This is a genomic window from Streptomyces sp. NPDC005784, assembly GCF_042871525.1.
Classification (GTDB): Bacteria; Actinomycetota; Actinomycetes; order Streptomycetales; family Streptomycetaceae; genus Streptomyces.
Map to the genome: position 1 here is coordinate 108,019 of NZ_JBIAIQ010000020.1, position 25,833 is coordinate 133,851.

The 25,833-nt window shown below is 67.2% G+C and carries 24 protein-coding genes and 1 pseudogene; 12 read left to right on the forward strand and 13 right to left on the reverse strand.

Annotated features, from left to right (window positions below; translation table 11 throughout):
* Positions 1 to 8 precede the first annotated feature (8 nt).
* The 3 genes from ACFYR3_RS27955 to ACFYR3_RS27965 form a co-directional block, all read right to left on the reverse strand.
* The gene (locus ACFYR3_RS27955; RefSeq protein WP_389284960.1) at positions 9 to 1,394 is read right to left on the reverse strand and encodes an FtsK/SpoIIIE domain-containing protein; all 1,386 of its coding nucleotides are present in this window, start codon (positions 1,392 to 1,394) and stop codon (positions 9 to 11) included.
* Positions 1,394 to 1,750: a hypothetical protein gene (locus tag ACFYR3_RS27960; protein ID WP_356050583.1), complete on the reverse strand. Its 357-nt coding sequence runs from the start codon at positions 1,748 to 1,750 to the stop codon at positions 1,394 to 1,396. Before ACFYR3_RS27960 ends, ACFYR3_RS27955 begins: the two co-directional genes overlap by 1 nt.
* Positions 1,751 to 1,905: 155 nt before the next feature.
* Positions 1,906 to 2,691: a GntR family transcriptional regulator gene (locus ACFYR3_RS27965; protein WP_389284961.1), complete on the reverse strand. Its 786-nt coding sequence runs from the start codon at positions 2,689 to 2,691 to the stop codon at positions 1,906 to 1,908.
* Positions 2,692 to 2,798: 107 nt separating this feature from the next.
* Here ACFYR3_RS27965 and ACFYR3_RS27970 point away from each other — a divergent pair, with 107 nt between their 5' ends.
* The 3 genes from ACFYR3_RS27970 to ACFYR3_RS27980 are packed head-to-tail and all read left to right on the forward strand — an operon-like array spanning position 2,799 to position 4,058.
* On the forward strand, positions 2,799 to 3,206 hold the full coding sequence (locus ACFYR3_RS27970; RefSeq protein ID WP_389284988.1) for an NUDIX hydrolase: 408 nt from the start codon (positions 2,799 to 2,801) through the stop codon (positions 3,204 to 3,206).
* A gap of 46 nt (positions 3,207 to 3,252) precedes the next feature.
* Positions 3,253 to 3,681 (forward strand): ATP-binding protein, encoded by a 429-nt coding sequence (locus ACFYR3_RS27975; protein WP_389284962.1) that lies wholly within the window; start codon positions 3,253 to 3,255, stop codon positions 3,679 to 3,681.
* The gene (locus ACFYR3_RS27980; RefSeq protein WP_389284989.1) at positions 3,681 to 4,058 is read left to right on the forward strand and encodes a hypothetical protein; all 378 of its coding nucleotides are present in this window, start codon (positions 3,681 to 3,683) and stop codon (positions 4,056 to 4,058) included. The genes ACFYR3_RS27975 and ACFYR3_RS27980 overlap by 1 nt, the downstream gene beginning before the upstream one ends.
* Positions 4,059 to 4,493: 435 nt before the next feature.
* On the opposite strand, the gene ACFYR3_RS27985 is transcribed toward ACFYR3_RS27980, so the two are convergent.
* On the reverse strand, positions 4,494 to 5,186 hold the full coding sequence (locus tag ACFYR3_RS27985) for a hypothetical protein (protein WP_389284963.1): 693 nt from the start codon (positions 5,184 to 5,186) through the stop codon (positions 4,494 to 4,496).
* A gap of 468 nt (positions 5,187 to 5,654) precedes the next feature.
* On the reverse strand, positions 5,655 to 6,821 hold the full coding sequence (locus ACFYR3_RS27990; RefSeq protein ID WP_389284964.1) for a hypothetical protein: 1,167 nt from the start codon (positions 6,819 to 6,821) through the stop codon (positions 5,655 to 5,657).
* Positions 6,822 to 7,280: 459 nt separating this feature from the next.
* Here ACFYR3_RS27990 and ACFYR3_RS27995 point away from each other — a divergent pair, with 459 nt between their 5' ends.
* From ACFYR3_RS27995 to ACFYR3_RS28010, 4 genes are all read left to right on the forward strand, one after another.
* Positions 7,281 to 7,790: a hypothetical protein gene (locus ACFYR3_RS27995; protein ID WP_389284965.1), complete on the forward strand. Its 510-nt coding sequence runs from the start codon at positions 7,281 to 7,283 to the stop codon at positions 7,788 to 7,790.
* Positions 7,791 to 8,032: 242 nt separating this feature from the next.
* Positions 8,033 to 8,419 (forward strand): hypothetical protein, encoded by a 387-nt coding sequence (locus ACFYR3_RS28000; RefSeq protein ID WP_389284966.1) that lies wholly within the window; start codon positions 8,033 to 8,035, stop codon positions 8,417 to 8,419.
* A gap of 276 nt (positions 8,420 to 8,695) precedes the next feature.
* A complete protein-coding gene (locus tag ACFYR3_RS28005; protein ID WP_389284967.1) occupies positions 8,696 to 8,959 on the forward strand; it encodes a hypothetical protein in 264 nt (87 codons plus the stop codon).
* 345 nt (positions 8,960 to 9,304) lie between these two features.
* Positions 9,305 to 9,691, forward strand: a complete 387-nt coding sequence (locus ACFYR3_RS28010) for a hypothetical protein (RefSeq protein ID WP_389284968.1) — start codon at positions 9,305 to 9,307, stop codon at positions 9,689 to 9,691.
* Between the two features lie 176 nt (positions 9,692 to 9,867).
* Here ACFYR3_RS28010 and ACFYR3_RS28015 read toward each other — a convergent pair.
* Both ACFYR3_RS28015 and ACFYR3_RS28020 read right to left on the reverse strand, forming a co-directional pair.
* Positions 9,868 to 10,168: pseudogene (locus ACFYR3_RS28015) on the reverse strand (tyrosine-type recombinase/integrase); the annotation flags it as partial.
* A gap of 46 nt (positions 10,169 to 10,214) precedes the next feature.
* Entirely contained in the window at positions 10,215 to 11,783 is a 1,569-nt protein-coding gene (locus tag ACFYR3_RS28020) for a hypothetical protein (protein ID WP_389284969.1), read from the reverse strand.
* Between the two features lie 509 nt (positions 11,784 to 12,292).
* Between ACFYR3_RS28020 and ACFYR3_RS28025 the strand changes: the two genes are divergently transcribed.
* The gene (locus ACFYR3_RS28025) at positions 12,293 to 12,733 is read left to right on the forward strand and encodes a hypothetical protein (RefSeq protein WP_389284970.1); all 441 of its coding nucleotides are present in this window, start codon (positions 12,293 to 12,295) and stop codon (positions 12,731 to 12,733) included.
* A gap of 266 nt (positions 12,734 to 12,999) precedes the next feature.
* On the opposite strand, the gene ACFYR3_RS28030 is transcribed toward ACFYR3_RS28025, so the two are convergent.
* Positions 13,000 to 13,566 (reverse strand): DUF4236 domain-containing protein, encoded by a 567-nt coding sequence (locus ACFYR3_RS28030; RefSeq protein WP_389284971.1) that lies wholly within the window; start codon positions 13,564 to 13,566, stop codon positions 13,000 to 13,002.
* Between the two features lie 343 nt (positions 13,567 to 13,909).
* On the opposite strand from ACFYR3_RS28030, the gene ettA reads away from it, so the two are divergent.
* Genes ettA through ACFYR3_RS28045 form a run of 3 tightly spaced genes read left to right on the forward strand, consistent with a single transcriptional unit; the run spans position 13,910 to position 16,731 of the window.
* Positions 13,910 to 15,574, forward strand: a complete 1,665-nt coding sequence (gene ettA / locus ACFYR3_RS28035) for an energy-dependent translational throttle protein EttA (protein WP_355855777.1) — start codon at positions 13,910 to 13,912, stop codon at positions 15,572 to 15,574.
* Positions 15,575 to 15,580: 6 nt separating this feature from the next.
* Entirely contained in the window at positions 15,581 to 15,991 is a 411-nt protein-coding gene (locus ACFYR3_RS28040) for a thioesterase family protein (protein WP_355855780.1), read from the forward strand.
* On the forward strand, positions 15,988 to 16,731 hold the full coding sequence (locus tag ACFYR3_RS28045; protein ID WP_355855783.1) for a hypothetical protein: 744 nt from the start codon (positions 15,988 to 15,990) through the stop codon (positions 16,729 to 16,731). Before ACFYR3_RS28040 ends, ACFYR3_RS28045 begins: the two co-directional genes overlap by 4 nt.
* A 189-nt stretch (positions 16,732 to 16,920) precedes the next feature.
* Here ACFYR3_RS28045 and ACFYR3_RS28050 read toward each other — a convergent pair whose 3' ends face one another.
* Positions 16,921 to 17,325 carry a globin gene (locus ACFYR3_RS28050; RefSeq protein ID WP_355855786.1) on the reverse strand — a complete coding sequence of 135 codons (405 nt, stop codon included), beginning with the start codon at positions 17,323 to 17,325 and terminating at the stop codon, positions 16,921 to 16,923.
* A 134-nt stretch (positions 17,326 to 17,459) separates the two neighbouring features.
* Between ACFYR3_RS28050 and ACFYR3_RS28055 the strand changes: the two genes are divergently transcribed.
* Positions 17,460 to 18,458, forward strand: a complete 999-nt coding sequence (locus tag ACFYR3_RS28055) for a methyltransferase domain-containing protein (RefSeq protein WP_355855789.1) — start codon at positions 17,460 to 17,462, stop codon at positions 18,456 to 18,458.
* A gap of 403 nt (positions 18,459 to 18,861) precedes the next feature.
* On the opposite strand, the gene ACFYR3_RS28060 is transcribed toward ACFYR3_RS28055, so the two are convergent.
* From ACFYR3_RS28060 to ACFYR3_RS28075, 4 genes are all read right to left on the reverse strand, one after another.
* Entirely contained in the window at positions 18,862 to 20,172 is a 1,311-nt protein-coding gene (locus tag ACFYR3_RS28060) for an FHA domain-containing protein (RefSeq protein WP_389284972.1), read from the reverse strand.
* 73 nt (positions 20,173 to 20,245) lie between these two features.
* Positions 20,246 to 21,592, reverse strand: coding sequence for a VWA domain-containing protein (locus ACFYR3_RS28065; protein ID WP_355855795.1), 1,347 nt, complete (start codon positions 21,590 to 21,592; stop codon positions 20,246 to 20,248).
* A gap of 100 nt (positions 21,593 to 21,692) precedes the next feature.
* Entirely contained in the window at positions 21,693 to 23,150 is a 1,458-nt protein-coding gene (locus ACFYR3_RS28070; protein WP_389284973.1) for a protein phosphatase 2C domain-containing protein, read from the reverse strand.
* Positions 23,151 to 25,823, reverse strand: coding sequence for a tetratricopeptide repeat protein (locus tag ACFYR3_RS28075; protein ID WP_389284990.1), 2,673 nt, complete (start codon positions 25,821 to 25,823; stop codon positions 23,151 to 23,153).
* Positions 25,824 to 25,833 lie beyond the last annotated feature (10 nt).

Sequence of the window (25,833 nt, forward strand, 5' to 3'; positions counted from 1 at the left end):
AGGCGAGTTCAGTCGGTCACGGGTCGAGGCCGGACGGCCGGGGACGGAGACTCGACGGGCGCTACGGGTGCTACGGGCACGTCGGGCCGGAAGGGCTTGAGTGCGGGCAGGTCGGGCACCAGGTGCGCCGACTCGCGGCAGATCTCGGCGGCGTCGCCCAGGGAGAGGTACGGCGTGCGGATGCGGGACCAGCCGCCGGAGGAGTCGCCGGCGACGGCGAGGCCGGGCCGTTCGGGTGCGATGGCGCAGGCGGCGGAGACCGCTTCGGGGGCGATGTCGCCCAGGGCCATTTTGGCGGAGGCTTCGTCGTTGACACGGTGGCAGACGCGGCCGGTTAACTGGGCCCGGAGCATGGTCGCTCCCTTGCCCAGTTCGGCGCCGAAGCGCTGCCCGCAGACCTCCAGGTAGATCCCGGCGGCGCGGCCGAGCTGGGCGAGGCGGATGAGCTGGGTGACCATCTCGTCCCGCCGCTCCTCGTCCTTGCGGGTGGCGACGAGGAAGAGTTCGGCGACCTCGTCGACGAACAGCACGATGGGGACGGGGCGTTCGTCCTCGGGGAGCCCCCAGACGTCCGAGGTGATCTCCTCGTCGGGCGTCCCCGGGGCGAGACCCTGACGGGCCTTGATCCGTTCGTACCGGTCCTCCATCTCTTGGATGAGCACGGGCAGCAGTTCGGCCGCCTGCTCGGGGTCGGTGGCGAGAGCGGACAGTCGTGCGGCGAAGGGCGACAGCTCCACTCCACGCTTGCAGTCGATGCCGACCAGGGCGACGGGCTGAGGAGCGAGTCCGGCGACGAGGTGGCGCAGGTACATGGACTTGCCGGAGAGCGTCGCTCCGAGGGTGAGTTGGTGAGGGATGGCGCGGTAGTCGCGTACGAACGGGGTGGCGTCCTCGCGCAGGGCCACCGGCACTTTGAGAAGCCCGGACGCGACTTTGCGAGGCATCCGCACGCGCCGCAGCACGTCGAAGCCGACGAGCCGCAGTTCGACCACACCCGGCTTGACCGTGCTGACGTACACGGCGTGAACTCCCCAGGCGTGCCGCAGCCGTTCGGCCGAGGCGGCCACGTCGGCCGGCTCCTGCCCCGGTGCGAGCCGAAGGCGCATGCGTAACCCGGTCGACGTGGGGCGGATGATGCCCCGGCGGGGCGGTACCGGCCGGACCTCGCGGCGGGTGGTGGCCTTGACCGCCAGGACCCGCAGCCGGGACGGAGCCACGGTCAGACCGCAGGCCTCCATGACCGAGCCGTACGAGCCGAGCAGCCGGGCCGTGGATATCGGCAGCCCGACCGTGGACCAGTAGACGCTCGGGTGCTTGGCCCGGGCGTAGGCAGCCCCGCAGCCAAGTGCGGCGACAGGACCACCCACCTCCAGAAGCGTTGTCAGGTCAGTCATCAGGCCGTGGCCCCCATGGCTGCCGGGAAGACGGCCGGAGTGACGGCGGCGGAGCGGTAGGCGATGCCGTGCCGCTGCTGGCCGTTGAACACGCTCTCCCACGGACGGGCCACCAGCCCCGGCAGCGAGACCGGCGCCCCGAGCGCGAGCCCCTCGGACACCCCGCTCTCCGGAACAGTGACCTTGATCAGGGACGACTCCCCCTCCTCGATGTAGACGACGCCAAGCGTCATCAGCGACTCGCCACTGACGGCGTCCTTCGCGATCTCGCCGGTCTGACGGTCGCGAACCTTGGGCTCGGGCGCCTCGGTCAGCAGGATCGTCGCGGCCGAGGTCTCCACACGGATGGTGCGCAAGATTTCTTCCCATCTACTCGTCTAGACAAGATGCAGTCTTCGAACCCGATCACTTCGGGAACGCCAACCACAGTGCCACACAACTTGCCCACTCGTCTATACGAGTAGGGCTGTTGAGGTGTACGAGTCCGAAAAGTGGCCTCGCGCACCGCCGATCAGGTCGCCGGAAGCTGGTACGAAAGCACGTACGCGTCCGCCGCCATGACGGTGTCGCAGACCTCCACGGCTCGCCCTTCCGTGTCGAAGGCGGTGCGGATGAGGTGAATTACCGGCACGCCGGAGGCGAGCCGAAGTGTCTTGACCTCGGTCGGCGAGGGCATCCGGGCGCGGATCTCTTCCTCGAAGTGGTCGAGGTGATGGCCCAGTTCCTCGAGGCGGGCATAGATGCCGCCGGGGCCCGGGTTGGGTTCGGCGATCTGCGTGCCGCGCGCGATGTCGAGCGGGAGGTACGAGGTGGCGAACTCGACCGGGCGGCCGTCGAGCAGGTACCGGCGTCGACGGGCGAGCACGCGGCGCACGGACCCGAGCCGGGTGGAGATGTCCTGGCTGGCCTTCTCCTCCTTGACTTCAAGGCTGTCGACCTGGGGGTGACTGCCCGCGGCGTCGGCCTCGACGATGAACGCCGACTTCCCCTGCTCGCGGTGGCGCCGGGCGAACCGGTCGGAGGCCAGCCGGCGGACGGGCGGTCGCGGCCGGACGAAGACGCCCTTGCCGTGTTCCGCGGCGACCAGGCCCTCACCCTGGAGGATGGAGAACGAGTTGCGGACGGTCATCCGGGAGACGCCGTAGTGCTCGACGAGTTCGGCCTCCGAGGGGAGCTTTCCACCCTCCTTGAATCGCCCACGGTCGATAGCCTCGCGCAGCTGGTCAGCGATCTGCCGGAACACCGCACGATCGCTCGTGGGGTCCAGATCGCCGAGCAGGGACGGAAGTGAGGTCACGAGTACTCCTTTAGGTATCTAGACGAGTGGGCGAGTGTTGTTGCTACGGTGGAGAGCCTAGCCATCCGAGAGGGCCGAGGAACGTGAGCACTGACCGTCCGCACTCCGTGAGCGTCGCCGGAGTCATCGTTGACGACCAGGGCCGGGCCCTCTTGATCCAGCGGAGTGACAACGGCCAGTGGGAACCCCCGGGTGGCGTTGTCGAGCGGGAGGAAACCCTCCCCGAGGCACTCCAGCGCGAAGTCCTGGAAGAAACCGGCATCAAGATCGTGCTTCCAGCGACCCTCACCGGCGTCTACAAGAACATGACAGGCCTGATCGTCTCTCTGGTCTTCCGCTGTGAAGCCGCCGACGGCTCGCCCTCCACCGGGGACGAGACCCGCGCGCTGCGTTGGGCCACCCGCGAAGAAGTCACCGACCTCGCCGACGAGGCGTACGCGATCCGCGTCCTGGACGCTCTCGACGCGGCATCCCCGCCGGCCATCCGCGCGCACGACGGCGTGAAACTCGTCTAGCCCGAACCCGCTGCACATGGCGGCCTACCAGCACGAAGGAACTTGTATGCACGAGTATACGAGCACTGCGCGGGTCTGGGGACTCACTTGCCCAGGATTTCCGGAAGAGGTGAGCAGGGCCCGCCGCTGGACCCGCGACATCCTGCGCGGTTCACCGTTAGCCGAGGACGCCGAGCTGATCGTGAGCGAGCTGAGCGCGAACGCGATCCTCCACACCGCCAGCGGCAAGGAGTCGGGCAGCTTCCATCTGGCACTCGCGGTGTCCTCGCAGGTGATCGCCCTATCGGTGACGGACGGCGGGGGCACGGGATCGGCGCCGGCCGTCGAGCACCAGGACCAGGAGGCCGAGCACGGCCGGGGGTTGGGCATGGTCAGCGTGATCGCGCACCGCGTGGTCGTCCGCGACAGCGACGGTGGCCACACGGTCACCGCGGAACTCTTCACCGGGGCCCGAGGGGGAGGCCACCCGTGCTGATGGACAAACCGCGGCGTGGCTACTGGTGCGAGTGCTGGACCGAAGAACTCACCGAAGACGAACCGCCAGAGCTCCGAGCGTCCTTCGACGCCTATACGGCACCGCAGGCAGACCGATGGGTGGCAGTCGCACTCCGCACAATCTCCCCGGCACTCGACGCCGACGCCTCCGACGAAGCCTGGGCGTGGCTGTACGAGGGACGCATCCAGACCCGGCAAGCTCTCTCGCGCATGCAGCCCTGCACGGTCTCAGTGACCCACGCCGGCACGCGCATCACCTGGACGATCCGCCCAGTCCTCTTCGTGCCGCTCGCCCACCGGCAGGGCATCGAACTCCCAGTCTGCGCATATGACTTCAAGCCCCAGCAGACCTACTGAGTTACAACTTTCTCTACTGGTTCAAGTGCCCGCGCAAGCGCGGGCTGGCCCCTGGGGCCCGACCCCTCTGCGCCTTCGGCGCCGGGGTCAGCCCCTGGGGCCGCAGCGAGCTACGGCCCCTGAATAGAGACCTGGACACGGAGTGGCCCGGTCAAAACGATGCCTCCGGCGGGGGCGCTCAGGCTCCGAGATGGCAGGGGCGCCGCTCGCGAGTGCCGGCCGACTGTGGCGTGCGCGGGGTGCTCCCATCCCGTCCACCGTCGACCCAGGCAGAGCCGAGCAGTCGCGGCCCAGGGCGTCAAGGTCGTTCGTACAGTGGCGCGCTCCACCTTGACGCCCTGAACCACGCCCGCTCCACGGTGTGTGGGTCGACGGCAGACGGGATGGGAGCCGGGGCGGCGGAGGTTGGCGACTCAACTTGCCGGACTGGGTAATTTAGACCTCAGGCCCATTCTTTCGCTTATCGCTGTTTTGTCCGAAGAAATATCCGAGCACAATCAAGAAGCTGTTAGCCAAGATTTCCGAGACTTGTATCTTTAGGAACATGGCAACTGTGATGACGGTTGCCAATCCGACAAGGAGTAGCGATCCTACTAGCGTGGCGACTGATTCGCGAGCAAGCAGTTGAGCGCGGACGTTCCATTTGCGCTCAGATATATGCTGCTTGAGAAGTGCGTCACTCTTGTCCCACTCACTTTGCTCGGCGATGCTTTTTCGACTATCACTTGCGTGCGTCTCGGCGGTTTTCTCGAGAGCATCCAGCTCGGCTTGTATTTTCTCCCTATTCCCAGACTCTGGGATGAGGTCTATCGCCTCGCGCAGTGAGTTGATCTGCTTCTTGCTGCTGATTACATAGAGGCGCGAAGAGATGAGTTCCTTCCTGCGGTGCAGGATGTCACGCGTTCGCTTGTAGAACTGTAGATTCGGGGACTCTGATCGAATAAAGTCAAGCTCGGAATCGATTACGCTCAAATAGTGCTGAAGTTCTTTGATGTCCTCGCTATTTCCTATTTTGTGATATGGCACCTTTCTGCGAAGTTCATCCACGTACTTCTTGTAGGCCGAAACCGAATTTTCGTCACGAAGATTTCTCACGTCGTCTTCGGAACTTTCCTCAAACGCCCCCATTTGCCCCTCTTGCGTTCTGTCTCGATAGCAGCATCGTAGATGTTGAAGGTGGAAGTCTTTGGTGCCATGGAAGGCTATTGCAAGGCCGCCGAACAGCGAGGCTCCTGGGTGGGATCGCCTGTGCTCGGCTGTGACGCGGGGCCCTGGTGACGCCGTCCGGTACCTGTGCCGTCGTCATCCATGAAGTTACCGGGCAAGCTGACTGGGCGAAAGCTGCTGTCTAAGATGCGCGCCACACCCGTCACTCGCTGAAGAAGGCGCGTGGCTGTCGACAACAGCCGCCCACAATCACCCATGAGGTCGTCCACCTCAGATGACCTCAGGCAGTAGCCACCCTCCCCTTGAACTACTTTCGGGTCGCCTTTCGCGGAAGAGTTCCACCAAGGCACCCAGATCGAAGGTATGACCTTCCAGCATTGCCTTCACCGGCATGTCGAACCCTTCCTTGTGCCATATACGCGATTGTCACTAAAGATTGTCGATACACACCCGCAGCAGGGCATTCAATGCGGCCGCCTGAGGCAGGTCGTGCATGGTGATGACGTCGACACTTTCCCGAATGTGCCGGTGCAGCACGTCATCCGCCTGCGTCTTGAACTCCAGCAAGCGGGCCATGTACTTCTTATCGGTCCGAGTCCAGGTGTAGTTGTTTGCCGCCGCCTCAAAGGACTTGTGTCCGAGAATCGGTGGGACGTGATCGATGATGGCCCGCAGCAGCGCATGGCATGAGTAGGCGTGCCCGTCCGCGTAGTTGTCATCTAGTTCGCGCAGCAGCTGGATGAGCTTATCCACGCTGAGCTTCGTCTTACCCTGTTTCGCGGCGAGTTCAGCGCGGAGTCCGGAATTTACATAAAGCTTCGGCTCATCAACCGGCGCGACAGTCGGCGGAATGATAGCTCCGGTGACGATCGGCGCGCCTGCCAACAAAGTGTTCCCGACTCTAAACGAGTGGCCAGACCCAAGCACGGGAGACGCCGGAGGCAACAGGCTCGCCGGAATCGTGATGGTGTTGGCCGCCGTGGTTATTTCGGCAACGCGCTCTACATAGGCGGGCAGGTCGTCAACGTTTCGATAATCCTTGAGCCAGCGGTGGAGCTGAAAGCGCCAACCATTCGGATTGGTACCCCACGGCTGATAACCGCGCCGCAGTACCGGCTCGTGCTCGAAGATGCCCGGCAAGGCTGCCACAAACTCCTCAGTGGCGGCAGGATGGTCCCGCTTGAAGTCGTCCGAGGTGATGTACGCGGCGTCCGGCTGATCGGGGGACGGCCTGACCGCCTGCTGGTGCTTGACGAGGTACTGCAAGACAGCGATGAAGTTATCGCCGAAAAGGTGCCGCAACTCAGGAGCGTGAAGGCCAGCAGCAGCAGTGAGAGCCGGACGGCTGTCATCTGCCAGGTGGACGCGGTCATACCAAGCCAGGCCATACGAGGGCCCCGTGAGTCCGGCGGACCCCTTGAAGCCCGCCACCGGCAGAGACTTGAGAACGGTCTCCGCGTCATCGTGCCCCAGGTGATCCATCGTGCGCTCGACGTAGTTCCAGAACGGCCATTGCCCACTCTTCAGGTAGGGCTCAGCCATGACCTTGAGCAAGGTGAGTTGGGCATCATCAAGCGGCTCCGTCAGCGCTGACATGGTGGTCCGATCTTGGGAACTCGCACAGGTGGCCCAGATCGTACGCCGTGCCACTGACAGTCAGCCACGACTTTGAGGTCCGTCGACCAGCTTCCCAAGATGAGGATCAAGAGGCACGCGGTGGCTGGCGCTTCGGCCATGGAGCGTCCGTCGTCGTTGTCTGACCCTGGTCGACGCCACAAATCAGTAGCGTGGCTTGGGTCAGTGGGGGTGCAGCGAGGCACACGCGTGCCCGGTCGGCCGGCACACCCGCCGCCGTGGCTGACTGTCGTCGGCTGACCGGCCGCCCATGAACCCAAGTGAATGCCCTCGCGCGCACTCCAACACCCCACCAACACAGTTGAAAAGCGTGTTGGAGGCACCGAACCCGAGGCTCGGGTGTCGAACGTCGCCTGATCTCCAGTCACGAACGGATCACAGCGCGGTGCATTCGTTCTGCGTCCCTCACAATGTCTGATCATGGAGTGGCTCTCGCTTACGATCACCCTCGTCACGGCGTCGGTCGCCTCGGGGCTCGCGATCTGGCAGGTGCGGACGCAACGCGTCCGCCAGGTCGAGGACTTCTATGTTGCTCGCTACTGGTCGTTGCTGGACAAGCTGTCACCTCGCACTCTGTGCGGCATAGGGACACCCGCATTGAACGAGCAGGAGGAAATGGCGATCCGTCTGTACTTCCGTCTCAGTGAGGACGAAGCTGACTTGCGGGCTCAGGGGTGGGTTTCCGACGACACGTGGCGTGACTGGAGCGGTGCTGTCTCTTCACAGATGCGCCGGCCGCCGTTCGACCGTATTTGGGCCGAAACTTGTGAGGACTCAGCGGCTGGGCGCGACTACGAGTTCAGGCACCTGCGCCGGCTGTGGGACGACGCCAGCTATGACCCTGCGCCGACTGGCACCTTCCGAAGGCGCTTGCGCCGGACTCCGTGGCGACGGCCCCGACCGACAGCACCGCCACGGTCGTCGCTGTAGCTGTGCCCTCCTGCACCACAAGCGCACCAGATCGAGCGGGGAACAGCGGGAAATCACGGTGAAAGCGAGCAAGGGCGATGACATCCCGTCTCAGATGTTCTCCCAGGTCAGCACCGGAAGCCACCGCCAATGATCGCAGCTTCCCAAGCTGAGAGCCGAGCCGTCAGCGCCGCCTGCGTGCTTCCGTGCGCCCCCGGTCGCGCCACCCCAGCTTCCAGGACACCACTGAACGATGACCACGCATGAAGGGATTCGGGAAGTACTGGGGTTGGATCGTCTTCGCGGTACTCATTGCTGGCTGGTTGACCTTCGACTTCGGACCAGTGACGCTCATCGTCCTGTCCGGGGTCAGCGCCTTCTACTTCTTCTTCAACGTGCCCGTCTGGTGCGGTGCGGAGGGCCGTACCAGCTCATGCCGTAATAACAGCTACGGGGCTCTCATGGGTTGCCACCTTCGCCAACACAAGTGGCAGAAACTCAAGATGCTCTTCTGGAGTGCGCGTTGGGCACGGCTCCGGCAGGAGTTGTTCCAGAACGCGACCACCACCCTCGCCAGCGTCGGCGGAATCCTGGCGATCACATCAGGCATGGCGGCTACGTTGCAGCCCCTGTTCGGTGGGGGTTGGTGACGGAGCCAAGTGATGCCTGGTGAGTGTCTAACTGCGTGACAACGCCGACAGACAGCGGCGGACGAGTGCGGACGTCTGTGGACCGTCAGCGCAGGTAAGAGCCGGACCAGCCCAAGCATGGGGCCCTGCGCACGTTGCTTCGGGACGAAGAGGTCGTGAGTTCAGATCCCGTCACCCCGATATAGGTCAGGAGCCGTTCACGTTCACGCGATCGTGAACGGGCTTCTGTAGCAGCTACATCGACGGAGCTCTAGGCGTGATGGGTAGGCTGTCGCCATGTTGCAGTTGCCGTCCGGCCGTCCTGAGGACGAAGTCACGAGCAGGGAAGAGCTGGTGGCCTTCATCGCCCAGCTCCGGGACGACTTCGTGGAACGGGGCGAGCAGTGGGAGAACGCCACCCTGGACCGCTTCTTGGATGCGCTGACCGCCTGGATCGGTTCTTCCCCCAATTGGTACCGGAACGTCGGCCAGGAGCTGCCGGCCAACGGCGACTGGACTCTCTTTGCTCGTGCGCTGAGTGCCGCAGTCGTCTACGAGTGAGCAGCCACGCCCTGTGCCAGATCGATCCTCAGCACCCGCACCACAAGCGCACCAGATGGAGCGGGGAACACCGGGGAATCACGGTGAAAGCAACAGGGCCCAGCGGAACCACACCTCTGCCGTTCAGCCAGGTCAGCGCTCGGACCAGCCCGGAATGCCCGCAGCTTCCCAAGCTGAGGGCTCACGGTCAGCCATCACGGCTCGCTCTGGACAACAGCGTGGGCAGGCAGCCGCCCTTGCCCGAACGAGCATCGGCGCAACCAAGGTCGCTTCACCTGTTTCGCAAAAGTCCCCTGCTCTCGTGGTCGTGCGTCTACGATCCGTCAAAAGCATCGAGGGAGGGCCATGGGGGCCAGCGACAACACCATGTCTGGGAACACATGGATCGGTAAGAGCCGGCACGCCTTCTGTATCAAGACCGCTCGGCACTTCGAGGAGCAGCAACGCAAGGCACTCGAAAGCGGCAACAGCGCGGCGGCCGAGCAGTACCGGCTGTGGGGACTCGGGTTCCTCCACGCGACAGAGGAGATCTACACGGGGAAGGCCAAGCGGATCGTCTCCGACGCGGAGGCCGCACGGCTGCGGGCGGCCGAGGACGAGGCCAGGCAGGCGGCCGCGGACGCGGAACACCTGGCCGCGCTGAAGAAGAAGCTAGGCATCACACCTCGCGTGAACGGCTCCGCATACCGCCCCTTCCGTGGCGGTCTTCCCACCCTCGGCAAGGACCGTTGACACTCAGCTGGGTACAAGCACGTGTCGCGCCCGCTCCTGAGACTGAGGTGGGCCCCATCCAGAGCGAGAGGAGATCGAACTCCTAAAGCGGGTGTCGCAGGTTCGAATCCTGCCGGGGGCACCAGCGCAAAGGCCCCGGACCGATCATGGTCCGGGGCCTTGACGGTAGTCGCCTCTCAGGCGGCGGGCCGACGACGTTTGAGCCGTCGGTCCATGTGGCTGATCGCCTCCCGCTGGGTGTCGTGCACGACGTGCGTGTACACGTCCATCGTGATGCTGATCTGGCTGTGTCCCAGGATTCCCATGATGACCCTGGGGGGCGACGCCGGCCGCTGTCAGCAGCGTGGCGATGCCGTGCCGGGCATCGTGCAGCCGGACCACGCGCAGCCCGGCGTCAGCGGCGACGCGCGTGAACGACCGGTAGACGTTGCGCGGCTCGACCGGCCGACCGTTGCGGGTGACAAGGACGTAGCCGCGCCGTTTACCCTGATGCACTCTAACTTTCAGACCCCTTCGTCTCGGCTCATCCCAACAGAGAATTTCCGCCTTCATGCCATGGCTGAATCCTGAGAAGGGAATTTCGGAGGTCGCCAGTTGGCAGCCTCTGAAAAGACACAAGGAAGACGGGCGGCGGATCATCGAATCGCCCTATGACTCGCCCGGCAATTTCTCGCAGCTCCTCGATTTCATCTGACTTAACGGCGATCAGGAGGGACATTACTGCCTGCCCTCTTCGCTCCATTGCGGCAAATCTAGGAAGATGCTCTGGACCTATCCTTAAGCTAATTGCTTGGGCGATTTCAATTAGCCTGCCATGCCCCCTTAGAGGATGAACTGAGAAATTGTAACCGTCTAGCGAGAATGAATAATCATTCCCAATGGGTTCGGAGGGGAGGTCAAGTACATCTGATGTTGAGCTGCAGACCTCATTCCACACCTCTGCCAGCTCTTCACCTCTCCGCAAGCGTGACAGGAGGCTCGCGGTAGCTGCCCTTTCCGTCTTGGTTTGGAGGGCGGCCGCGGAACGGAACAATGTTCTTACGCCCGCGTCACCGCCACGTTTACCCATTACGTCAGCCATGCGCAATACCTGAAGAGGGCCCTGACCGGCAACCTCTGCACGCGAGCGGAAAGGAGATCGCTGACGTTGGGCGCTCTCCTCGTTCCGTTGGGAAGGAACGGAAGTGTCTTCGGCCTGCTGCGACGGTACCGATACCGGCGTGATGACTTCTCCGACGATTACGGATCCATCAACCTCACGCACGAAGTTATCACCGTGCAGGAGGCGCTTGACCTCCTCAATCTCCTCTTCTCCGTAGTCCAGTTCTTGCTTGATCCTCTGCAGAGCCTCACTCAAGTCTTCTGTGCTCGTAGCGCTATCAGCTGTTCCGGCTAGGCTTGGTAGAGCAGGTAGCGGCTTCTCAAGATCCTCATCCCGACCGAGGTTGTTCACAATTCGAAGAAGCTGGGCGTCTTCTTGCAGCGCTTGAGCTGAAATCGTAGCTGCTGTTGATATCTGCAGAGCCGCTTCCCGTTCCTTCTTTGCTCTCTCAAGCTCGGCCTCTGCAGTGATTCGCTGAACCTCAGCAATCGATATGCTGCCTTCTAGATTGTCCCTAAAATTAGCATCCGATTTCCTCTGAGTTAGGCCGCTCAAGCCATGCTTCAAGGTGACGATTTGTGTTTCGAGCTGCCCTATGACCATTAGGAGCATCCATACCAATTGGTTGGCTTTGACGAGAGCTTGATCGCTGGCCTCTCGCACCTGCCTGACTCGAAGTAGCTCCTTTTGTGTCTCCGTCAATTCGGTTAGCGCGTCGATGAGTTGTTGCTGAGTTTGATCAACAGGGTTTGCGAGCGGGGTCGGGTCGTCCTGTGATTGATTCCAAATTGGGCGCGCATCGCTAAGGATTCGCTCTAGGTGTTCGTGTGTTTCTGTGCAAATATCCGCTACAGCCTCAATGAATTCCCAAGTGAGGTTACTTCCCTTGAACATGCGGTACATCGCTGTACGGCCAGGCTTTTCGTTCTCGAAGTGCGCGGATGTCAGGTCGTCGAAGACCGATGCGCGTGATCGATCTGCTTCGTGCATCCAGCTGTCCATGAGGCGGACCAGGGCATGATGCTCCTCGCACTCCCCAAGGAGTGCACCGGACGCCGGTCTGCCGCCCTTCTTACGTCTGTCCGGCGCCACCGGCCCCTGCCCCCCAACAAGGTTCGGGGGTTTTCCGCGGATAACCCCCGAACAACGCACTGCCTCTTGACAGTCGAGCATGCCCTTCGACTGCGGGCTCGCAGGCCTGCACGGGGTTGTCCGCGGATAACCCCGGATGTTCGTGTGACTCGCGTGTACGTCCGATTCAGCCCACCTGGCCCGGCAGAGTCGACGTGAACGGCCCGTTGGTGCGGTTGACGACAGACACCGGCGGGCGCACCCGACAAAGGAGTCAAAGACATGGTGGAGGAGAGGTGCACCTCCGAGCCAGACGCTTGGACGGATTGCTCTCTGTTTTGCGGGTTTTACTACGAACCTGCAGGCGGTGTGATATGAGTCGACTTCAGGTGCTGACGAGCGTACTCGCGAACCATGAGGTAGGACAGGTGGCCGCCAAGGCGAGCGCCTCTCAGACGGACAGGCTGGTGGAGGGTTCGACGACCGTCTTGGTGGTGGTGGCCGCACTTGTGGGGCTGATCTTCGGCTTCCTGGCTGGCCTTCTGCACAAGAAGGACGGCGCCTCGGCCGTCGGCGCTGTAATCCGCGGCGCGAAGGCATGGGCAGGCAGCGCCACTTTGTGCTTGGCGATCTGCTTCTCGCCGCACCTGCTGCTTACGCTGGTGGTGCTGCTGGTCTCCGCGATCTTCGGCATAGGGATGGCGATCCTCTACAACGTTGATGGAGAGACGATTTTGGCCTCCGCATGGCGTGGCGCCGTCGCCTTCGTCGCCGTTGCGACACTGGGCAACGGTGTTCTGGCTATCTATGACGATGCTCCGGTTCAGACTGCTGCGGTCGCGCATGCGGAGTACCAGGATCGGACGTAGCCGTTGCGAGCGGAGACAGAGATCAGCAGGGGTCGTGCGTCGGACGAGAGGCGCATGCTCCCTGCTGGTCCTGCACCGGATGGCGGACGAAACCACAGATCAGAGCCGCTGACATGACCTCTTTGACAGCAACACCGATGCACGTTGCCGTACTTGGAGAACCTGCAGCGCACCACGCACGGCAGGCAGAGGAGCGGGATCCCTAGCCGTTGGACCGCTGGAGTGAACTCCTAAAGCGGGTGTCGGAGACCAGGTTGTTGCTGCGGTCAGCTCTGAGTCAGTCGCGCGGCACGAGCCAAGGTCTCTACGAAGTGGAGATCTCGTGCGGCGGAGAACGTGGTCAGCATCAGGCGGTACGTCATCACGTCTGAGGTTTTCAGAGTCAGTTCTTTACCGTCTAGCTCTGCGCTGACGAGCTGGGCCAATGGGATACGCACGTCGTCGAGGGCCCGCCGGTGAACGACGACGCCACGTAGGTCTGCCGCAATCCAGCCGTCAATCGTCTTTCGGCGCGCTGCGATGAGCGGACCAAGGGGAGCGCTCACCGTCGGAGCCGCTGGGGCTTCTGGAACAGGGCTCGCCGGCTTGGGCTTTGTACGGCTAGAGCCCGAGCGAGAGTTAGAGGTGGAGTACGACACTCCAGGGGCAAGGCGCACTGTCGTGGTCCGCCGCCCGCGACTGTTCATGGTGACCCGCCCGGCCTTGCCTCCGATACTCAGGCTGCTTGACTTGCTGCCGCGTCGAACGCGCACGCCTGGCGCGATCTTGAACGACTTGTTGATGCGCAGTCCCATACATCCCCCAAGGCAGTGGAGTAGCAGGCTAGCCCGCATATCACCAGTTTTGGGCTTTTCTGCCTGAGATCGCTGGGGTCTGCTGCGTGGCCGGGTGGGACACCCGCCGTCGTGGCTGACTGTCTTCCGCTGAGGCTCAGACGGCGCGCATCGACGGTGCCGACCGTCAGTCGTGTGCGGCAAAGCTGGGCCGTCTCTGGGCCGTCCGAGAGTGGCCGAGGTCGACCGATGGCGACCGACAGTGACAGACGATCTACAGACGTCAGTGGCAGAACCCCAGGTCACAGGCCCCCCGCCAAACGGGTTTCCCCCGAGGGGTAGCCGTCAGGCAAGATGGGGTGTATCTGCCCACTGCCGATTTCAAGCGTCCGGACGGTTTCTCTTGGCTGAGTTCATTTACACCATGCGCAAGACGCGCAAGGCGCACGGCGACAAGGTGATCCTCGACGACGTCACCCTGAGCTTCCTCCCGGGTGCGAAGATCGGTGTGGTCGGTCCGAACGGTGCCGGTAAGTCCACCGTTCTCAAGATCATGGCGGGCATCGAGCAACCCTCCAACGGTGACGCGTTCCTGTCGCCCGGCTTCAGCGTCGGCATCCTCATGCAGGAGCCGGAGCTGGACGAGTCCAAGACGGTTCTGGAGAACGTCCAGGACGGTGCCGCCGAGCTGATGGGCAAGCTCAACCGCTTCAACGAGGTCGCCGAGCTGATGGCGACCGACTACTCGGACGCGCTCATGGAGGAGATGGGGAAGCTCCAGGACGACCTGGACCACTCCAACGCCTGGGACCTCGACGCGCAGCTCGAGCAGGCCATGGACGCGCTGGGCTGCCCGCCCGGCGACTGGCCGGTCACCAACCTCTCCGGTGGCGAGAAGCGCCGCGTGGCGCTCTGCAAGCTGCTGATCGAGGCTCCGGACCTGCTCCTCCTCGACGAGCCCACCAACCACCTCGACGCCGAGTCGGTGAACTGGCTGGAGCAGCACCTCACGAAGTACGCGGGCGCCGTCGTCGCCGTCACTCACGACCGGTACTTCCTGAACAACGTCGCCGAGTGGATCCTCGAACTGGACCGCGGCCGCGCGATTCCCTACGAGGGCAACTACTCCACGTACCTCGACAAGAAGGCCTCCCGCCTCAAGGTCGAGGGCCGCAAGGACGAGAAGCGCGCCAAGCGGCTCAAGGAAGAGCTGGAGTGGGTCCGGTCCAACGCCAAGGGCCGTCAGACCAAGTCCAAGGCCCGCCTCGCCCGCTACGAGGAGATGGCGGCCGAGGCCGACAAGATGCGGAAACTGGACTTCGAGGAGATCCAGATCCCGCCGGGCCCGCGTCTGGGCTCCATCGTCGTCGAGGTCAACAACCTCTCCAAGGCGTTCGGCGACAAGGTCCTCATCGACGACCTCTCCTTCACCCTGCCGCGCAACGGCATCGTGGGCGTCATCGGCCCGAACGGCGCGGGCAAGACCACGCTGTTCAAGATGATCCAGGGCCTGGAGACGCCGGACTCCGGCGCGATCAAGGTCGGCGAGACGGTCAAGATCAGTTACGTCGACCAGAGCCGCGCCAACATCGACCCCAAGAAGACGCTGTGGGCCGTCGTCTCCGACGAGCTCGACTACATCAACGTCGGTCAGGTCGAGATGCCGTCGCGGGCCTACGTGTCCGCCTTCGGCTTCAAGGGCCCGGACCAGCAGAAGCCCGCGGGCGTCCTCTCCGGTGGTGAGCGCAACCGGCTGAACCTGGCGCTGACCCTCAAGGAGGGCGGCAACCTGCTGCTCCTCGACGAGCCCACCAACGACCTCGACGTGGAGACCCTGTCGTCGCTCGAGAACGCGCTGCTGGAGTTCCCCGGTGCGGCCGTGGTCATCTCCCACGACCGCTGGTTCCTGGACCGGGTCGCGACGCACATCCTCGCGTACGAGGGTGAGTCGAAGTGGTACTGGTTCGAGGGCAACTTCGAGTCGTACGAGAAGAACAAGGTCGAGCGGCTCGGCGCGGATGCCACGCGCCCGCACCGAGCCACCTACAAGAAGCTGACCCGGGGCTGATCGATCTTGCGCCACATCTATCGCTGCCCGCTGCGCTGGGCGGACATGGACGCGTACGGCCACGTCAACAACGTGGTGTTCCTCCGCTACCTGGAGGAAGCCCGTATCGACTTCCTGTTCCGCCCGGAGAAGGACTTCAAGCAGGGGTCCGTGGTGGCGCGCCATGAGATCGACTACAAGCGGCAGCTGGTCCACCGGCACGCGCCGGTGGACATCGAGCTCTGGGTGACGCAGATCCGGGCCGCGTCCTTCACGATCGCCTACGAGGTGAAGGACCCGGACCAGGTCTACGTCACGGCCGCCACGGTGATCGTGCCGTTCGACTTCGAGCAGCAGCGCCCGCGCCGGATCACGGCAGAGGAGCGCGACTTCCTGGAGTCGTACCGCGACGACGAGGACGAGGCCGTCGCGGCATGACCGTCCTGCACCTCGCCGACGCGGGGGAGGCGGCCGATCTCGCCGCCTTCCTCTCCCGGCTCGTCCACTACGACCGCGCGGCCGCCGTGCGCCTCCAGGCGCACGGCACCACGCTCGCGGTCTTCGGCCGGCCGCCGTCGTTCGAGGTCCTCGCGATCCGTACGGCGCGGCTTTCCAAGCCGTACGAGAACGGGCTCGACGTCACCCTCGACGTGACCGTGTCCGCCGGTGAACTCCTGGAGTCCGTCGAGGAGTCGGCGGCCACCGTCGGCGTTCCCGTCGCGGTTACCGGGCCCCCGTGGGCCGGGGTGCTGCCGCCCCGCGGCGGCTGGCGGCAGGAGCCGGGGTTGCCCGCCCCGGACGCCGTACGGGCGAAGGTCGCCGCCGCGGTGGCCGAATTCCGTTCGCGCACCGAGGAGTTGGCGCCCGAGCTGCGGACCCGTGCCGAACTCGACCGTGTCGGGCGGGAGATCTGGTCCCGGCCGATCGGTGATACCGGACTTCCCGTGCGGGCCGCGCATGCCGCGCAGTCGCTGGGATTCCTGCGGCCCGTACCGCCCGCGGCCGCGTCCGCCGCAGAGCAAGTTCCTTCGGGCGAGAGCCCGTCGAGCGACAGTCCTTTGAGCGAGAGCCCGTTGGCGCTGTACTCGTCGGGGGCCTGGCTGCGCCTGCGGACGCCGTTCGGGTCGGTCGCCGTCCGCCGGGCGGGACTTGGCGCACTGGACGTCAGCGTTCACTGATCCTCGCGCTCCCGGCTCCGGCGTCGCCGCCGGAGCCGTCGGACTTGCTTGATCCCCCCGGTGATGCGCCCTCCGGTTCACCCTGGTCCGCCGGTTCACCCCGGTCCGTCCCGATCTGCCCTCGCGAGGGGGCAGTCGGGGCGGCTGACCGGTGACCGGCTCGCTGTGTTCACCGTCGAGAGCGGGCGATCAACTCGCCGTGTTCACCATCGAAGCGGCCGCGTACGTCAGGTAGTTCCACAGCGTGTGCTCGTGCTCCTCGGAGAGGCCGAGCTCGTCGACGGCGACGCGCATGTGCTTGAGCCAGGAGTCGTGCGCCGCCTGGTCGACCTTGAAGGGGGCGTGCCGCATCCGCAGCCTGGGGTGGCCGCGGTTCTCGCTGTACGTCGTCGGGCCGCCCCAGTACTGGATCAGGAACAGCGTGAGGCGCTCCTCGGCCGGGCCCAGATCCTCCTCGGGATACATGGGCTTCAGCAGCGGATCCCCGGCGACACCTTCGTAGAAACGGTGCACGAGGCGCCGGAAGGTCTCCTCGCCGCCGACCTGCTCGTAGAAGGTCTGCTCCTGAAGCGTGCCGCGCCGAATCTCTTTCACGCCCCCATGCTCTCAGACGGGGTGACCGAGGACTCAAGGCTTAGGACCAGTCACGAAGCGCAGCGGACGCGCACGCTCCGGACCAGGCCGGTCCGGCGCTCGCCTCACGGCCCGTCCGGCAGCACAGTGGAGGTATGGGCGCGAACGCTCTCGAAACCGACCCCGACCCGGGTCCCGAAGACCTCGCCGATGTGGCGCGGGCGTCCCTGGTGCGCGAGATCGACCGGAGCGGGGCCTGGGCGAGCGACCCGGTCTGGCGGGAGGCCTTCGAGGCCGTCCCGCGCCACCTCTTCGTGCCCTACTACTACATCGGCGTCGCCGGCGGCTTCGAGCGCGTGTGGGGCGAGGACCCGGACCCGCGGGCCAGGGACCGCTGGGTGCGCGGCGCGTACGCGGACGCCCCGCTGGCGACCCGGGTGCGGGACGGGGAACTGGTCTCCTCCAGCAGCCAGCCGTCGCTGATGGCGACGATGCTGACCGAGCTGGCGGTACGGGACGGGGACGCCGTCCTGGAGATCGGCGCCGGGACCGGCTACAACGCGGCCCTGCTCGCGTACCGTCTCGGCGACGACCTGGTGACCACGGTCGACCTCGACGTGGAGATCACGGAGGCCGCGCGACGGCATCTGGCCGTCGCCGGGTACCACCCGACCGTCGTCACCGGCGACGGTGCCCGCGGGGTCCCCGAGCGCGCTCCCTTCGACCGGATCATGGCCACCTGCACGCTGACCACGATCCCGCGCCCCTGGCTGCCCCAGTGCGTCCCCGGCGCCCGCATCCTCGCGCCGCTGGCCACCGGCCTGATCGTGTTGCGGGTCCAGGACTCCGAGCACGCCGAGGGACGCTTCCTGCACACGTCCGCCTTCTTCGTGCCGCTGCGCGGTGCCACCCGGTCCGTGCCGGAGCCGGAGCCGGCCCGGCTGGGCGACCTGCCGCGCCGGGCCCGCGGCCACGATCTGTTCCGGTTCCTGCTGGCTCTGACGGCCGGCAGCCTGGACCCGCACGACGCCTACGCGCTGTGGGAGCGCGAGGGGCAGCCGCAGCGCGAGCGGTACGGGGTCACGGTCGGCGAAGAGGGTGCCAGGGCCTGGCTGGACGACCCCGAGGGGCCGTACACCTGGCCGCTGCCCTGAGCCGCCCGCGCCCGAGGTGCCGTGCGGGCCCTCGGAGCGGCCGTGCGACTCCCTGAGCGGCCGGGCGGCCCCCGGGCGGCGGAAACCCCGCCCGGAGCCGCTGTGAAGGCCTGCTCGGCCCGCTGGGACGGTGTTCAGCCCGGGGTGGCCGGGACGGTGCCCCTGGGGTGGCCGAGACTGTGCCCTGCCCTCAGGCTGCCCGGATGGTGCTCAGCCCCCGGGATGCCCGGGGTGGTGCCTTGCCCCCCGGGTGCCGGGGTGGTGCTCAGCCCCCAGGGTGCCCGGGACGGTGCCCTGCCCCTGGGGTGGCCGGGATGGTGCTCAGCCCCCGGAATGGCCCGGGACGGTGCCCCGCCCCGGGGGTCCGGATGGTGCTCAGCCCCCGGGATGGCCCGGGTGGTGCTCAGCCCCGTCTGATCGTGATCGTTGTCCAGGCGCCGACGTGTACCCGGTCGCCGTCCTGCAGCTGTACCGGCACGAAGGGCTGGATGGGCTCCTCGCCGCCGTTGACCGTGGTTCCGTTCGTCGAGTTCTGGTCGACGACCGCCCAGGTGCCGTCCGGCTGCTGGACCAGCATCGCGTGCTGGTGCGAGACCCCCGGGTCCTCCGGGGGCACCGACAGGTCGATGTCCGGGGATTCGCCGGTGGAGTGCCGGCGGCGGCCGATGGTGATCTGGTTGCCGAGGAGCGGGCGCTGCAGCTCCGGCGAGTACGCGGGCAGGTTCAGGCCCGCAGCCTCGGGCCCGGAGCGCTGCATCATCGCCATGAAGTACTCACGGTCCGGTGCGATGGTCGCGCTCCAGGACAGAGACTGCTGTTGCTGTTGCTGTTGCTGTTGCTGGTAGCCGGGACCGGGCGGGGCCTGGGTGGCGCCGGGCTGCGGGTAGGCGTAGCCGCCGCCCTGACCGGGGCCGTTCGGGCCGCCCTGACCACCCGGGCCGCCGGGCGCACCGGACGACGGCGGAGGGATCACCCAGTCGTCGTCACCGCCGCCGAAGGCCGGGCCGCCGGGCTGCGGTCCGCCCTGCTGCGGCGGTCCGCCCTGCGTGAAGGGCGAGGCGGGCTGCTGGGTGTAGGCCTGCTGCTGGGCACCGGGGCCGCCGGGCTGCGGGGCGGGGCGCGACGGATCGCCGCCGAAGCCCTGGGGGCCGCCGTACGGCGGGGCCTGCGGGCCCGGCGGGATCGGTTCGGCGGGCCGGTTCATCTGCGAGGGCCGCGAGCTCTGGTACTCGAACGGGTCGTGACCGGGGCCACCGGCACCCGGACCGCCCGGCTGTCCCGGCCCCTGCTGCTGGAACCGCAGCGCGGGATTCTGGCCACCGGGACCGCCCGGACCACCGGAGCCGCCGGGGCCACCGGGACCGCCGTACGGCGCCTGCCCACCGGGACCGCCGGCCGGCGGACGCGGTGCCGCCGGTGTGTACGACGTCGCGGTGTTGGTCAGGAAGTTCCACCGGCACTCCTCGCAGAACGGCGCCGCGCCCTCACGGGGCGTACGGCACTGCGGGCAGAGCTCCGGTTCGGCGCCCGGCATTCCGGGCTGGTGGGACCGTCCGCCGGGTCCCGGCGGCGGCGAACCGGGCGCCGGATAGCCGTAACCGGCGCCGGGCGGCGGCGGGGGAGGGAGCGGGGGCACGGTACCGGCCATGCGGTGACCGCAGACCTCGCACCAGTCGTCGGAACCCGACTGGTGTCCGTTCGGGCATGTCGGCATGTCGGCGCTTCCCCCTTTCCTTTTCCGGCCGTTGTGACCGGGTTTCTCCGGCTCCCCACGGGAACCGGGCTCGCTACTTCTTTACACGAACAGTCTTTGTGGACCGTGTCTCGAGGGTCATCTCGTCAGCTTCTGCGACCCTTGCTTTCAATCGCACAGTACCTGCCGCGGCGTCGACCACGTCCACCACCTTCGCGAGCAGTTTCGCGGTATCGGCGTTTCCGGAGGCTCCGGCGAGCTGAACGGCCCGTCCCAGCTTGGCCGTTGCTCCATCGACATCTCCCGCTTTGCGAAGATCCAGCCCCTGTTGGATGACTTGTGCCAGTTCGGCCTGACCCGTGTAGTGCGCGACCTGCGGGTTGATGGACGTCGAGGCGACCATGTCGTCGGTCCACACGGCCCGTACGAGCCCCTGCGCTCCGAGGTTCTGCACACTGCCGTCGCCCTGCGGGATCACCAGCGAGACCCGGGCGGCGAGCATCTCCTGGCCGACCGCGGCCGTCGGGACCTGGACGCACACGTGGTAGTCGCGGGACTCGTCGCCCCAGGAGCCGGTCGGGTAGTCCCCCGCGCGCGGTCCCACCTCGGTCCGACGGTCCGTCAGGTCCCCGACGGTGGGCGCCACTTGCTTGACGAACTTGATCTCGGTGCCGACCGGCGTCCACAGTCGCAGGGCCACGTCGGCGACCTCCTTGCCCATGGCCGTCTCCATCATGTGCGTGAAGTCGGCGGCGAGGGCGGCCGGGTCGGCGACGATGTCGGCGGTGCCGAGCAGCGCCGAGGCGATCCCCGTGACCTCCTTGACCTCCCAGTCGGTGCCGACTCCACGCGCGTCACAGGTGAAACGTCCGGCACAGGACTCGAGAGCGGCCCTCAGGTCCTCGGGCGACTCGTGCTCGTTGCGGCCGTCGGTGAGCACGATGCCGTGCCGGATCGACACCTCCGCCGAGGACAGCAGCCGGTCGGCGAGCCGCAGCCAGGTGCCGATCGCCGTGCCGCCGCCCGCGCTGAGCTTGCGCAGTGCCTGCTTGGCCTGGTCTCGGGTGGCCGTGTCCGCCACCGCGAGCCGTCCGTTGCCCGGATAGACCTCCTTGGCGATGTGCGTGCCGCCGATCACCGCGAAGTGGACTCCGTCGCGCAGGGTGTCGATCGCTGCGGCCGTCGCGTCGCGGGCGTTGCGCATCTTGGCCGGCGGGTAGTCCATCGACCCCGAACAGTCGACCATGATCGCCACGGCGGCGTCCGGGCCCTGCCCCGCCGTGTACAGGTGCGGCGCGGCGACCGCGCTTCCGATGGTGCCGCCGCCGGTCGCGCTCACCGTGACGATCGCGTTGACCTCGCGACCGCCCTCCGGCAGGTACTCGTTCTGGTACACGTCGACCGAGAACTGCGGCACGTTCGACTTCGAGAAATTGGCCATGCCTTCTCTGTCCCCCTCGGGCCTCCGGCTCTGGCGGAGGTGCTGACTGTGAGCGGACCGGTCCCCTCCGGTCCGCGGCCGCCCCCGTTCGTTCGCGGCCTCAGGCCGATCCTGCCCCCTGCGAGGGGGCGGGGAACGGCATGACGGCCACTGTTACGTTGTCGTGGCCCCCGCCGTCCAGGGCGTGGCCGACCAGAACCTGGGCGCTGCGCAGCGGCCTTTCGGCGGCGTCGAGGGGGACGACCTCGGCCATGTCCTCGGCCGCCTCCGCGTAGTTCCACAGACCGTCGGTGCACACCACGACCACACCCGGCCGGTCCGGCTTGAACGAGACGGTGTGCGGCTCCAGTTCGTAGGCGTCGGCGCCGAGCCAGCCGGTGATCGCGTGGGCGCGCTCGTCGGCGTACGCCTCCGCCTCGTTCATCAGGCCCGCGGCGACCATCTGCGCGGCCCACGAGTCGTCCTCGGTGAGCCGGGCCGGTAGCGAGGAACGGTCGACGGGAACCCAGTAGACGCGGCTGTCGCCGACCCAGCCGACGATCAGCAGGGTCGGTGTGACGACGGCGCCGACGATCGTGCAGGCGGGCGCGTTCACATGCGGAGCGTGCTCGCCCTGCGCGGTGGACGGGTCGGCCAGCGCGTTGACGGCCTCCGAGGCCGCGACGATCGCCTCGTGCATGGCCTGTTGGGGGTGCGTGCCCAGCGGAAGAGCGGCCAGGAGCGACTCGTTGGCCGCGCGGGACGCGGCGAGCGAGGCCTCGTCCGGGCGGGTCGCGGAGGAGACCCCGTCGCAGACGATCGCGACGACGGCGGGGGAACCGTCGGGCAGCGCGGTCGAGGAGATCGCGAACGCGTCCTCGTTGCGGTGGTGGCGCAGACCCCGGTCACTGACCGCGGCGACCGCGCCCAACTCCTGTTCCATGTGGTCCCGTTCCCGTGGCTGCGCATGCCCGCAGTTCTCGCAGTAGCCGTCGGTGTCCACCTGGCCCGAACGGCAGGCCACGCACACCTTGGCGCCCGCGGGGGGAGCCGGGAGGTCGGCGGTCCGGGGATCGGCGGGGACCTCGTGGTCCGGGCCGTCGGCCGGGTTGCCCTCCGCGGTCCGGGCCTCGCCGGCCGGAGGGGCGAGCGGGTACTCGTCGGGCTCCGACGGCCGGTCGAACCGTACGCCCGACGGCTGTCCGGCGGGCCGCTTGGCGACGGACGGCCGGATCCCCGCCGGATCTCCGTGCGGGTGCTCCGAATGCTCCGAGTGCTCAGGATGCGGCAGTTCGGAACCACCCGAATCGGTGCCGTGGATGTCGGCGGCGCGGTGCACCGGCGCGGGCACGTCCGCGCTGTCGACCTCGGGCGCCAGGGGCCAGTCCACGGACGGGGCGGCCGGCGCGACGCCGGCCGAGGTGCCGTTCATGGTGATCGTGGGATGGTCCTGCGGCGGTGCGGACACCGCCGACAGGTCGTAGCCGCACGCACCGCAGAAACGGTCGGCCGCCTCCAGCGGCTCCTCGCAACTGGGGCACCGCGAAAGGGCCGTCGGCTGGGGCATCTGGGACATCAATCACACCCACGTCCGGGGGCGGTAACGGTTGGCACGTTCCACCAGGTCGATCCTCTCCTCGCCGCCCCGCGCGAGCCGGGCCAGCGTCCGGTACGAACGTTCGAGGCCGAAACGGAGGCCGCGCTCGTCCAACTCGCTGCCGAGCAGCGCAGGTCCGCCGCCGGAGGCCGGAGCGGAACCCTGGCTACCGGAGAGTACCCAGTCCAGCGCACAGCCGAGGACCTCCGTCGACAACTGCTCGCGCCGCACGGCGTCCAGACCGAATCCGTCGAGCGCCTCGACCTGCCCGGCGGCCGCCGTCAGATCGTCCAGGAACGGCGGCGGCGCCGCCGCGTCCGTGGCCGGCCGCCGGCGCAGCCGTGCCCGCACGGCGGCGACTCGGGCCGCCGTGTAGTGGATCGACGACTCCGGTACGGATTCCAGGGTGCGTACGGCGCCACGGCGGTCCCCCGCCGCGAGCTGCACCCGGGCCAGCCCGAACGCCGCACTCACATAGCTGGGGTCGGTCGTCCACACCAGGCGGTAGTACTCGGCGGCGTTGTCCAGCTGGCCGAGCACCTCGGCGCACACGCCGAGCGCCAGCTTGGGCGCGGGCTCGCCGGGGAAGGCGTCGTAGATCGCGTCGAAGGACAGCGCCGCGATCTCGTTCTCGCCGGCCGCCAGCGCCGTGACACCGCGATACCAGACCACCCGCCAGTCGTCCGGGTGATCCGCCTCCAGGGCCTCGACGGCCCAGCCCGCGCCGCTCAGTTCGCCCATTTCCAGGCGGGCCCGCAGCTCCCGCAGCCGCAGCTCCGGTGAACCGGCCGGAGCCGCCCCCAGCGCCGCGATCAGCTCCGCGGGCGCGGACGCGATGAGCCCCGCGAGGAAACCGGCGTTCGGGTCGCCCGGGTCCACCCGGGGGACGGGCAGCGCGAGCGCGGTGGCTGTCGCCTGAACGCGCTTGACCAGGGTGGCGGAGGCCGGCGGACCGGGAGGCAGCGGACGGGCCCCGTTCGTCCCCGCCGGCAGCGGAGACGCGCGCTTTCTCCCCCGTACGGGGACCACGCGGGCCCCCAGCCGCGACACGTCCTCGGCGGCCTTCCCGAACAACTCCGTGTCCGTGACCTTGGTCTCGGGTCCGAACAGGGTCGACAGCGCCGGCCGCGCACGCCCCGTCTGGAGCGACACCACCTCGCGCAGCACGCCGGTCAGCTGCTCGGACATCTCCTGCGCGGAGGCGAAACGGCGGGCCGGGTCCGGGTCGGTGGCCCGGACGAGGAGCCGGTAGAAGGACTCGTAGTGGCGGAAGACCTCGATGTTGTCGGGGTCGGGCAGGGAGTCCACGAAGACGTTCGTATAGCCCTGGAAGTCGAAGGCGAGGACGGCGAGCGTACGGGCGACGGTGTAGAGGTCGGAGGCGACCGAGGGGCCCACCTCGGCCACCTCGGGGGCCTGGTAGCCCACCGTGCCGTAGATGGCCGACTCGTCGTCGTCCATCCTGCGCACCGCGCCCATGTCGATCAGCTTGAGCTGGTCCTCGGTCTGGATCGCGTTGTCGACCTTGAAGTCGCAGTACAGCAGGTTGCGGCTGTGCAGATGGCCGAGGGCCTCCAGGGCCTCGATGCCGTACGCGCAGGCCTGCTCCACCGGCAGCGGGTCGCGCTTGCCGTCCGCCGTTCGGCGCTCGTTGGCGAGCTCCTTCAGCGACTTGCCGCCCACGTACTCCATGACGATGTACCCGTCCAGCGAACCCGTCCGCTGGTCGAGGTGCTCGACGAAGTTGTAGATCCGCACGATGTTGGCGTGCTCGATCTCCGCGAGGAAGCGCCGCTCGGAGATCGCGGCCGCCATCGCGTCCTGGTCGCCCGTGTCGAGCAGTCCCTTGAGGACCACCCAGCGGTCGGACACCGCGCGGTCGACGGCGAGGTACACCCAGCCGAGCCCGCCGTGCGCCAGACAGCCCATCACCTCGTACTGGCCGCGCACGATGTCACCGGTGCACAGCTTCGGCACGAACGAGTACGGGTGGCCGCACTTCGTGCAGAACCCCTCGGTGCGACCGGGCCGGTCACCGCGCGAACGCCCCACCGGGGCGCCGCAGTCGGAGCGCGAACAGAAGCGTTTGCGCTCGGGCACCTCCGGGTTCTCCAGGACCATCTCGCGCGGGTCGGGCCGGGGCACGCCCGGGACCTCGACGAGCCCCGCGCCGAGCCGGCCCCGCCCGGAGGAGGAGGCCGCCGTCGAACCGGAGCTGCGCACCGACACCGAACGGCCCGTCGAACTGCCCGAAAGCGACCGCGACAGCCGGCCCGAGACCGAGCGCCGCGACTGCGAGGAGCGCGACGACGTACGCGAGCTGGCGCGTGAACTGCCGCGCGCACTGCTGCTGTCGGAGCCGGCGGCGCCGCGCACGGAGGAGCCGGACGACGCCGGACCCGCCACGCCCGCAGCGGGCTCGGGCGCGCCTGTGGACCGGGCGGATCCCGGTGTCTGTTCGACCGGGGCGAGCCCGCACGTGTCGCAGTACAGCTCGCCGCCGCCCATGTCCTCGTACGACCCCTCACAGCCGGGCCGCGCGCACTTCTGTTCACTCACCGGCTGCCCGCCCGCAGCGGGCTCGGGCGCGCCTGTGGACCGGGCGGATCCCGGTGTCTGTTCGACCGGGGCGAGCCCGCACGTGTCGCAGTACAGCTCGCCGCCG